Below are 10676 nucleotides of genomic sequence, written 5' to 3'. Positions count from 1 at the left end.
AATGGGGCCTCTGTCCCGTCTGAAGACTGGTCTTGGTGGGTTTCCCCCCCCCCCAGGCCCGGTCTCGTCGGGGAAGGCCGGTGTCATGGTGGCGGCGCGGTCGGCGAGGGCCGCGCCGTCGGTCTCCCGTTCTTCAGCGGACGCCGGCCTTCCCGAGGACCTGCAACGCGCCGGCCGGCAGGGTGGCCCAGGCCCCCGGGGCGATGCCGGCCGGCGGGGAGAAGCCCTGGAGGCGCTGCGATCTTCTCGTCGCCGAAGAGCCGGCCGGCGCCGCGGACGCAGAAGACCACCGGCAGCGACCCCGACGCTCCGTCGGGCCGGACGATACGGGTGCGCACGGTCCCCCCACTCGCCCGCGTCCACCTAGACCCCCCTCGTCGGCCTCCGGGCACCGGACGCTCGGTTCGCTCGCAGACCGCGCAGCATGTCCCGGCCCTTCTCCGGGGGGTCATGGTTCTCTCGGGGCCGGTGCCACCCCGGCCAGGGGAGCCTCCTCGGGCTGCCCGTTCCGGTCGCGGCGGTCCAGCAGCGCCAGCAGCGGGGCCGTCATCACCGTGGTGACCAGGGCGACGATCACGAGGACGCCGAAGAGCGCGGGGGAGGCGATGCCCGCGGACAGACCCACGTTGATGGCGATGAGCTGCATCAGACCGCGGGCGTTCATCAGCGTGCCGACGCGGACGGCCACGGCCTGCGGCTCGCCCAGCAGACGCGCCGTGGCCCAGCAGGCACCGAACTTGCTGAGGACCGCCACCGCCACACAGGCCGCCGTGAACAGCAGCAGCCTGCCGTCGGACAGCAGGGTGAAGTCCGTGTTGAGGCCGGAGTATGCGAAGAACAGGGGCAGGAACACGATCCGGCTCACCGGGGCGAGGGCCTCCACCGCGCGGGTCACCACCGGGTCCCGGGGGAAGGCGACACCGAGGCTGAAGGCGCCGAACACGGCGTACAGGCCGATGCGGTCGGTGTACCAGGCGGCGAGGAACAGCAACAGGACGGTGACCAGGAGCAACTGTTCCTCGGTCAGCCGCCGGGCCCGTCGCAGAGCGCTGGGCCGCACGCGGAGGAAGATCCCGAGGAACACGGCGAGCCCGGCCGTGCCGATGAGCGCGCGCAGGAAGGTGTCCGCGCCGCCGCCCGCCATGCTGAGCACCCCGGCCAGCAGGACCCACGCCACGGCGTCGTCCAGCGCGCCCGCGGCGAGGGAGACCGCACCGAAGCGGGTCTTCGTCAGGCCCCGTTCGGTGATGATCCGGGCCATCATCGGGAAGGCGGTGATCGCCACGGTGACACCGACGAACAGCGCGCCCACCGAGGGCGCGATCCCGTCCGGGTAGAGGTGCACGGCGTCGTGCGCCGCCCAGGCCAGTCCGGTGCCCAGCAGGAGCGGCACGACGATGCCGGCCGCCGAGACGGGCACCGCGGTACGGCCCACCGACCGCAGCCGGTCGGTACGGAACTCGTATCCGGACAGGAACATGAACACGACCAGGCCGACCTGTCCCGCCACGTACAGGACGGGACGGATCTCGTCCGGGAACACGGCCTTCTCCAGGCCGGGCGCGAGGAGGCCGAGCACGGAGGGGCCGAGGGCCACGCCGGCGACCATCTCGCCGACGACGGGTGGCTGGCCGAGCGGTCGCAGCAGCCGGCTGACGGGGCGGCACGCGACGAGGATGACGGCCACGGCGAGGAAGAACGCCGGGCCCATCTCGGTGGTCGACAACGGTGACTCCTTGGGGAGGAGACGTATGGGGGGTGTTGCCGCTGTCAGGCGCCGCAGCCGGTGTAGGGGCAGGCGGCCGCGCCCTGTCCGCCTGTGGCCCCGTGGCCGAGCCGGGCGTGGGGGCCGTCCAGCGGACGGCCCTCGGTGTCGTGCCGGGCGAAGTACGCCGCGGCGGGCCTGGTGCGGCGGGCGTCGAGCACCATCCAGGTGCCGAAGAGCAGTTGCAGCAGGCTGCGTCCGACGTCCTCGGCGCGGTCGCGGACGGTCAGTGCCGCGCGCAGGGCGTGACGCAGAGGGTCCGGGACCGGCCGGTCCCGGGGCAGGAGCAGGCAGGGGGCGCGGTGCGGGATGGAGCGGGTGTGGCCGACGGGCGAGTCGAGCGCGTACCGGGCCAGCACCTCGCGGGTCGCGGCACGCAGGACGACGGGTGCGAGGCGCCAGGCGGGGCAGGGCCGGTTGCCGGCGACGCCGAAGGGGATGTGGTGGGCGTTCTTCGCGGAGAGCGCCGCCCAGCGTCCGGGGTCGAAGCGTTCGGGGTCGGCGTAGCCGGTGGCGTGGTAGTCGGGGTAGCTGAAGGTCAGGACGGAACCCGCCGGGATCGTGGGCAGGCCGTCGAGGGCGATGTCCGCCGTGGTGATCCGGTGGGCCACCCCGAACAGCGGGTAGAGCCGGAAGGTCTCGTTCATGACGTGGGTCAGGTAGCGGTCGTCCTCGGGGGTGGCCGCCACCCGTTCCTGCACGTCCGGATGGCGGGCCAGGGCCAGCAGGAGGTGGGCCGTGGCCTCCGACATCTGCACGACGGCGGTGTTGAAGAAGGTGCCCTGGAGGTAGTACGCCTGCTGACGCCGGGTCAGGCCGGCGGGCAGTGCGCGGGTCACGTCCCCGGCCGCCAGGCGACGCAGAAGGTAGCGGGTGAGCCTGTTCCTGCGGCGCATGTGACGTGGGCGGGTGCATTTGAGGGCGTTGACGACGTCCTCGGCGTGGGCGACGATCAGCCGCCGGGCCTCGGCCGGGCAGGGTTCCTCGAAGACCAGGCCGTAGAAGAACTCGGCCCACACCGGCATCATCAGATCGCGCAGCCGTACCACGCGCACGCGGCCGTCGGCCGCCGCGTCCAGGGCCTGCCGGGTGTGCCGCGCGGCGGCTTCGTACAGCTTCGCCGACGGGCCGGAGAGGAAGTCGAGCGTCCGGCGGGCGACCTCGTCGTAGCGGGGGCCGGCCTCCAGGTGCTCCTGGTGGACGTCGGCGCCGGGCGCGAGCCAGTACCAGAACAAGTCGGACAGTGCCGCGCCCTTGCTGCGGCCCCCGGCGGCCGGATGGCCGTAGACCTCCTGGAAACGGTCGGGGCCGAACGTGGCGTTGGGGAGCAGCATGCCCTCGTCGCCGTTGACGCGGGCGAAGACCTTCGTGCGGAGGGCGACGACCTTGCCGGGCAGCCAGGCCGGGGACGACAGCAGCAGCGCGCCGCCCGCTGCCAGCGCCGCCGCCGTTCTCCTGCTCACCATGCGCGTTCTCCTCTCGTGGGCCGGTACGGAAGGCCGCGCGGGGCCACCTGGTCGGCCGTGAGGTCCTGCGGCCGGTGCCCGCCGCAGAGCGCGAGCGTCCGGTCGAAGTCCTCGCGCAGGGCCGTCAGCGCCGCCCGTACGCCGTCCTCGCCGCCCGTGGCCAGGGCCCATAGCACGGGCCGGCCCACACCGACGGCCCGGGCTCCGAGGGCGAGGGCCAGGGCGATGTCGGTGCCCCTGCGCACTCCCCCGTCCATGAGGACGGGCACCCGCCCGGCGACGGCCTCGGCCACGGCCGGGAGTGCCTCGACCGCTGCCGGAGCGGCGTCGAGCTGCCGTCCTCCGTGGTTGGACACGACCAGTGCGTCCACGCCCCGCTCGACGGCGAGGCGCGCGTCCTCGGGGTGCAGCACGCCCTTGAGGACGAGGGGCAGGCCGGTCAGCTCGCGCAGCCGCGCGAGGTCGTCCCAGCCGGCCGGCCACATGGCGATGTCGCGGGTGGTGCCGGGTGCGGCACCGGGCAGGTCCCGCATGTTCTCGGCTGCGAGAGGGGGCGGCAGGTCGTGGAAACCGTTGCGCAGGTCCCGGGTGCGGGTGCCGAAGACGGGTGAGTCGACGGTGACGACGAGGGCGGAGCATCCCGCCCGTTCGGCCCGGCGCACCAGCTCGGCGGTGACCTCGTGCTCCGGTTGCGGATACAGCTGGAACCAGACCACGGCCCCCGGGTCCGCCTTGCGGGCCGCGGCGGCGACGTCCGCGACGGCGGTGGTGGCGGCCATGCCGGTGACCAGCGGGATGCCGGCCGCGGCGGCGGCGCGGGCGGTGGCCAGTTCGCCGTCGGGGTGGGCGAGGCGGTGGAAGGCGGTGGGCGAGACGAAGAGCGGCGCCGGCCATGGCCGGCCCAGCACGCTCACCCGGGTGTCGCGGTCGGCGCCGCCGCGCAGCACCCGGGGAAGCAGGGCCAGCCGGCCGAAGGCGTCCTCGTTCTCCCTGAGCGCCCTCTCCTCGCCCGCGCCGCCGGCGAAGTAGTCGTAGTGCTCGGGGCTGAGTTTCTCGCGTGCCGACTCGGCCGGATCGCGCGACGGGCCGGCGGGCGAGCCGGTCATGCCCGGGGCGCGGCGGTTTCCCCGCCGGCCGGGAGGGCGTCCCCGGCGGACAGCCGGGACGCGAGGAAGGAGCGCAGCGGGCCGACGTGGACGTCGGGGTCGTCCCACTCGTTCTCCAGGTTCTCCGTGATGTGGTGCTCGGCGACCGGCTTGCCGCTGCCGTCGGGCAGGAACTGCCGTACCACGGGGTGCAGGTAGCGCGCGTCGAGGCCGCTGGTGTCCCGCTGGGGCGTCCTGCCGACGGTGATGTCGAAGGGATCGACCTGGTCGTGGTCGGCGCCGTACTCCAGCGTGATGGTGAAGTAGGAGGCCAGATCGCCGAACCGGCCCTCGGCCGCGGCTTCGTGGAGGTGTGCCACGGGGATCTCCGCGCAGTGGCGCACGTCGCCGCCGGCGCCGACCAGCACCGCGTCGCCGAGGAACCCGAACAGCTGCCACAGCGCCGAGGTGCGGTTGACCCGCTCGATGACGGCGTCGGTCACGGGGCCCGGGGCGGCGGGCAGGGTGGTGTGCGGCCATTCCCGGTCGTGGTAGCGGCGTTCGAGGATGCTGTGGAGTGCCTTCGCGCCGTACCGGAAACCGTGGATGAAGCCGCTGGTCGACTTCTTGAAGTCCAGGGACTGGGTGATGGTGCCGGCGAAATACAGATCGGGCACGTTCACGGATTCCCACGCGTTGGTGAGCCGCGGGAAACGGTCCTTGATGACGAGGTCGGGACGGCAGTCGTCGTCGAAGATCGAGGCGTCGAAGCGGAACCCGGTGGCCAGGATGACCCGGTCGTACGGGATGTCCTTCACCACTTCCGCGACGCGCGAGAATTTTACACTCACGACATAGGTGCCGTCGGGCTTCCGGGTTATGCGGAGAATATCGCCGTCCAGTACGGCGTTCTCGGACTTGAGCTGGTAGGTGTCCAGGAAGTTGTTGTTGACGGCCCGGAGGTGACCGACGAAATGCGTCCGCCAGGCGAGCTTGAGCGAGCCGGGTCCGGCGACGTGGATGACGGCGGTGGTCTCGATGAGATTGTCGGCGGTCTCGAAGGCGGAATTGCCCCGCCCGATGATCAGTACCCGCTTGCCGGTGAATTCGGCGGGATCGACGGACACCTGGTCGTAATGCTCGGCCTCGCCGGCGCCCTCGATGGGCGGCACGTACGGCCGCGAGACACCGGTGGCGACGATGACGCGGCGCGCCCGGACAACGTTGCCATGGCCGTCGGTCGCCACGAAGAGACCGCCGTCGGGCCGGGAGACGCGGGTGACACGGGTGTTGAAGCGGATGCGCAGCTCGTGCGCCCGTGCGAAGTCCGCCAGGTAGCGGACCATGTCGTCGGCCGGGGGGAAATAGCGCGGGGAGTACGCGGTGAACAACGGGCCCTCGTCCGAGAGCAAGGAGTTCCAGTCGACGCGCAGCCGCGTCTCGGGGTCGCTCCAGCCGGTGTGCACCTTATTGGAGGAAATAAGGGTCCGGTGTCTGGGGAACCGGGTGAAGAAAGCGCCCGGAGCGTCGCTCTCCTCCACTATGAGGTAATCTCTGCCGCTCTTCTGGAGGAAGTATCCGACTTGCAGACCCGCCGGGCCGCCGCCGATGACGAGATAGTCGACTTGCCCTAAACCAGACATGGCCTTCTCCTGCCTTCCGTGGGGCGTGGAAGACGGTACTTGACCGTTAAAGCACGGAGCCACCCCAGCAGTATGTGATGTAGGTCACATGCTTCTCGGGCTAGCGGATTTCCCCCTTCGGTTAACGTGAAGGCGTGATGGGGCGGGCCGGAGCGCCGAGCACGTCCGCCACGGTCGTTTTCCAGTCATTCACCCTGCCTTTACGTCGGTTACCGGCCCAGAGTGGAGACGAAGTGGACGAAAAGCCCGGGGGCGTCTTTCCGCAAGCACTCGTCGACGCGTTCCGCGACACCCCCGATCTGCCCGCCTTCGAGTACGGGGGACGCGCGGTCACCAGGGGGCAGGTGCTCGCGCTGGTCGCCGGGTTCGTGAGAGGTCTGCGCGGTGCGGGCCTGACCGCCGGATCCCGCGTGGTCCTCGACACCGGTGTCACGCCGGAGGCGTTCGCCGTCCGCGTCGCCGCCCACGTCATCGGCTGTCAAGTGGTCGCGCTGCGCCCCGGACTGACCCACGAGCACCTGCGCGACATCCTCGCCCGCGGCATCCGCGCCGTGGTGACGGACGACGCCGCGAGCCGACCGGCGCCGGCCGCCGCAGCGGGCGGCATCACCCTGCTGGAGACCGGCACACTGCTGGAGACCGGCGCCGTGTCACGGCCCCCGGCACCCGTCACGCCCGGCTCCGACGACCTCACCGCCCGGGGCGACCGCGACGGCATCGGCGTCATCCACCTCACCAGCGGCAGCACCGGCCGGCCCAAGGGCACGATGGTGACCTACGGCGCCCTCTCCCAGGGTTGGGTCCTGCGACCCGACCGCTGGACCGACCGGACCCGGCGCCTCGCGGCACGGTACGCGCGCTTCCTGCTCTTCGGCACGCTCAGCAGCGCCGTCATGTTCGAGCACGTGTGTCTGTCGCTGCTGGGCGGAGGCACCGCCGTCATCCCGGACCAGCCCCTGCGGTTCCCCGAGGTCTTCGCCGACCACCGCATCACCGCCTGCATGACGACGGTGCCGCGCCTGTACGGCATCCTCGACGCCGTCCGAAACGGGGCCGTGGACACGAGCAGCCTGCGCGCCCTCGTCGTGGCGGGCTCCCCCCTCGCACCGCACCGGCTGACCGAGGCGGCCGACCTGCTCGGACCGGTGGTCCACCACGCTTACGGCCAGACGGAGACGGGCATGCTGACCGTCCTCGAACCCGAGGAACTGGCAGCCGATCCCGGCCTCGCCGACAGCGTCGGGCGCCCGCTCGGCACCGTCGAGATGACCGTGCGGGATCCCGGTGGCCGGGACCTCCCCACGGGCCGGACCGGAGAGGTGTGGGTCCGGCTGGCGGACGCCTTCTGCGGTTACTGGGAGGATCCTCGGGAGACCGCGGAGGTGCTGCGGGACGGCTGGGTCCGCACCCGGGATCTCGGCCGGCTCGACGCGCGGGGGTATCTGCGGCTGTCGGGACGCACGCGCGACATCGTCATCGTCAACGCCGTCATCCACTACGCGGGCCCCATCGAGCGGGTCCTGGCCTCCCATCCCGACGTCGACCAGGCCTACGTCGTCGGAGTCCCGGACGACCGGACCGGCGAGGCGATCCACGCCTTCGTGGTCCCGCACCCCGGAGCCGTGCCCGACGCGGACGCGCTGCGGGAGCTGGTGGCACGGGAACTCGGGGAGGCCGGCGTCCCCGTCTCGGTCGTCGGCATCGCCGAGGTGCCCGTGGCGCCGAGCGGCAAGCCGGACAAGGCGGCGTTGCGCGCCTTGCTGAAGGCCCCCTGACCGGACGCCGTCCCCGTCGGCGCCGGGCACGCCCCCGACCGGACAGGCACACCAGGGCGGCCCCGGGCCCCTGACCCGGAGGTTGCCGAGATCCACTGGCTCACCGACGTCGACACATCGCCCGCCCCCGCACCGGCGAACGGGGCCCCAGCTCCCCGGAGCGGCGCTGTCGCTCACGCCCCGGCCGCACACCCCATGGCGCCCGGCGTCCCGGGCGGCGGAGCGCCGCGGCTGGTCGGACCGGCACCCGGCACGGAGGCAGCGGCGAGAGTGCGCGGCCGGCCGTCCCCCTCCGCCTTTCGGCCGGTGGCGGCGGGCCGGCGGGCACGGACGACGGTGGAGTCGATCCGCACCGGACCGGGGATACCACGGGTCGGGCCGGGCGGCCCTCGGCCGGTCATGGGCCCTCCCGGGCGGCCGCCGACGACGGGATGCCCGTCTTCGCCACCGTCCTTGGCCTCCCCGGCCTCACCGAGCCCATGGGCGCCCTCGCCCCGGCATGGGAGCGGGGGTCACATGCCCGTGATCCCGGGCGCGTCCTCGTAACCGGAGGAGACGGCGAGAGAGGTGGCGTGGCGGTCGTAGCGAGCGCTGCCGCCGGTCATCCAGTCGTAGTTGCCGCGGAACATGTGACGCATCGCCCGGACGTAGGTGTCGGCCGCGGTGCGGTCGGCTGGGCTGCGCCCGAGGTCGTCGTAGTGGGCGGGCAGCCGGTCGGCGAGCCTGCGGAAGCGTTCGGCGGCCCGGCGGACCATCGCCTGGATGTCGGCGATGGCCTCTTCGCGGGTGCGGCCGTCGGCTTCGAGCACCAGCACCATGTTGTCGACCTCGCCCCGGCGCTCCTCCCGTTCGACGGCGAAGACGTCGTTCGGCAAAATGGCGAGCTTCGTGGCCTCCTCGAGGAGTCCGCGGGCGTGTGGCGTGCCCAGGAACCACTCCGGGGCGCGCCAGTGCTCGACCCGTTCGGCGACAGCGAGGCCCAAGGGCAGCCCCGTGGTGATGTACCGCCGCCGGAGGTACTGGTCGGCGGTCGGCATCGTGCGGTGGATGCGGTGGTCGAGATAGGCGCTGAAGACCGTGGTGTGCTCGTGCAGAACGCGCTTCCGCCACGCGTGCGGCATGCCGTCGCGCAGGCGCCGCCACAGGCCGCACCAGGCGGCCCCCACCGGCGTGGCGGGTCGCGGCGGCGCGTCGTGTTCGAACAAGGTCAACAGGTCGTGGCAGACCTCGGCGGCTTCCTCGGCCCGTACTCCACCGGTGCTGTCGCACAGGTCGTTGACGAGGCTGCAGAGGCCCATGTGGTCGGCGGCGAGGTCGAGGTCCTCCCCCCGGGCCCGGGGATAGACGTAGGCGGCGCAGGTTCCGAGCCGCATGGCCGCGAAGTAGTCCGCCTGTTCCGGAGCCAGCAGTTCCTGCGCGAGAGCCCACCGCACGAGGTGTTCGTCTGCTTTCGCCGCGTCCGGGCTGACGGCGCTGGGGAAGGGGATGTGGAACTCGACGTTGCTCGGCATGTGTCCTTCGGCCTTCGTCCAGGTCGAACCGGGAGGTCGGTGGGTGCGGGCCCCTTCTGTTCACGGGCCGGGGCTGACCGGGTGTCCGGGACGGCCGGGTCCGACGGGCTCGTCACCGACGGACTGGTGCGTGAACTGATCGGCGTAGGCGCACATCAGCTCCGCCATCTGCTGGTCCTTCACCGCGCGGCGCACGCGGGAACGCGCCTGCCCGAGGTGGTGGGCGATCTTCCGCTCGGCCCAGGCACGTCCGCCGCACCGTTCGACGAGGTCGGCCATCCGGCCGAGTTCTCCCTCCTGTGGTGCGCGGGGCCGCCGGTAGTAGGAGGCGAGCTCGTCCCGCAGGGGGTGGCCGGACTGCAGAGCGGCACACACGATGCTCGTCTTCTTGCGGGACCGGAGATCATCGCGCCGGGGCGGCGTGTCCTGCCCGGCCGGCCCGTAGAGATCCAGGACGTCGTCGCGCAGCTGCATGACCCGGCCCAGGTGCCACCCGAAGGACCGCATCAACGCCACGCGTTCCGGGCCGGCTCCGCCCTGGAGCGCGCCGGCCTCGCAGCAGGCGGCCACCCAGTCGGAACTCTTGCCGTCGACCACCTCCAGCGCCCGCCGCAGGCACACACTCCCGGGCTGCTGGTCGCGGGCGTCCAGGGCCTGCGCGCGAAACGCCCCGTACATCGCGCCGACCAGCACCCGCCTCACGTCGGCGGCGGCGGGACCCGTCTGCTCGGCGAGCTCGGCCAGGGCCGTCATCAGCAGGGCGTCGGCGGCCAGAACCGCTGTGGAGACGCCGAAGGTCTTCCACACGGTGGGAAAGCCGCGCCGCATCCCGTCCTTGTCGATGACGTCGTCGCAGATGAGGCCGTAGCCGTGGATGAGAGCGCACGCGCCGGCCACCGACCGGGCCCGGTGCCAGGAGCCGCCCTCGACACCGGCGCTGAGGAGGACGAGCGCGACCGCCCGGAAGCTGGGACCCCGGTAGACCACTTCCCGGCCCGCTTCGTCGACCCACCCGAAGTAGTAGGCGCACGGATCGTGCAGTGGCGCGGGGACCCGGCCGACGAGGCCCCGCAGATGCGGCAGGAGCATCCCGCGCACGGCCAGGACGACGTGGTCCGGCGTGGTGAGGGCCGAGTGGTCCGGTTCGGTGCTTTCTGGCATTCGGGCCTTCCGCTCACCGCTCGGCGTGCCTGATCGGTCAGGCACAGTGAACCCTGCCGTCCCGCCCCTCCCCCGCTCCACCCGCGTGACACGCCGGGCGCCTCACACCGACCCTCCATGGGGCCCCGCCCGCCGCACTGCCGCGAGCCGGGACAGGTCGCTGCGCCGGAAGCGGCACCCGCGCGGTCCTGCCGCGGGTGCGGCCCTCCGCACCCGGACCCGGACCCGGACCCGGACCCACGATCGCCCCGGGTGCGGAGGGCGTCGCCG

General features: G+C 72.8%; 7 protein-coding genes. 1 reads left to right on the top strand and 6 read right to left on the bottom strand.

Features of this window, described 5'->3' with window-relative positions; all coding sequences use genetic code 11:
- Positions 1–448 precede the first annotated feature (448 nt).
- From ACZ63H_RS20440 to ACZ63H_RS20425, 4 genes are read right to left on the bottom strand one after another with little or no spacing between them, the layout of a single operon-like run.
- A complete protein-coding gene (locus tag ACZ63H_RS20440; protein ID WP_469866930.1) occupies positions 449–1726 on the bottom strand; it encodes a cation:proton antiporter in 1278 nt (425 codons plus the stop codon).
- 44 nt (positions 1727–1770) lie between these two features.
- A complete protein-coding gene (locus ACZ63H_RS20435; protein ID WP_469866928.1) occupies positions 1771–3231 on the bottom strand; it encodes a cytochrome P450 in 1461 nt (486 codons plus the stop codon).
- Positions 3225–4337 carry an alpha-hydroxy acid oxidase gene (locus ACZ63H_RS20430; protein ID WP_469866926.1) on the bottom strand — a complete coding sequence of 371 codons (1113 nt, stop codon included), beginning with the start codon at positions 4335–4337 and terminating at the stop codon, positions 3225–3227. The genes ACZ63H_RS20435 and ACZ63H_RS20430 overlap by 7 nt, the downstream gene beginning before the upstream one ends.
- On the bottom strand, positions 4334–5959 hold the full coding sequence (locus ACZ63H_RS20425; RefSeq protein WP_469866924.1) for an NAD(P)-binding domain-containing protein: 1626 nt from the start codon (positions 5957–5959) through the stop codon (positions 4334–4336). Before ACZ63H_RS20425 ends, ACZ63H_RS20430 begins: the two co-directional genes overlap by 4 nt.
- A 233-nt stretch (positions 5960–6192) precedes the next feature.
- Between ACZ63H_RS20425 and ACZ63H_RS20420 the strand changes: the two genes are divergently transcribed.
- Positions 6193–7734, top strand: coding sequence for a class I adenylate-forming enzyme family protein (locus tag ACZ63H_RS20420; RefSeq protein WP_469866922.1), 1542 nt, complete (start codon positions 6193–6195; stop codon positions 7732–7734).
- Between the two features lie 512 nt (positions 7735–8246).
- Here ACZ63H_RS20420 and ACZ63H_RS20415 read toward each other — a convergent pair.
- Positions 8247–9245 carry a terpene synthase family protein gene (locus ACZ63H_RS20415; protein WP_469866920.1) on the bottom strand — a complete coding sequence of 333 codons (999 nt, stop codon included), beginning with the start codon at positions 9243–9245 and terminating at the stop codon, positions 8247–8249.
- Positions 9246–9305: 60 nt separating this feature from the next.
- On the bottom strand, positions 9306–10406 hold the full coding sequence (locus ACZ63H_RS20410) for a polyprenyl synthetase family protein (RefSeq protein WP_469866918.1): 1101 nt from the start codon (positions 10404–10406) through the stop codon (positions 9306–9308).
- Positions 10407–10676: the final 270 nt, after the last annotated feature.

The organism is Streptomyces sp. NPDC104831, from assembly GCF_055583025.1.
Note: the sequence above shows the minus strand (reverse complement) of the source record. Positions and strands in the feature narration are given on the sequence as shown.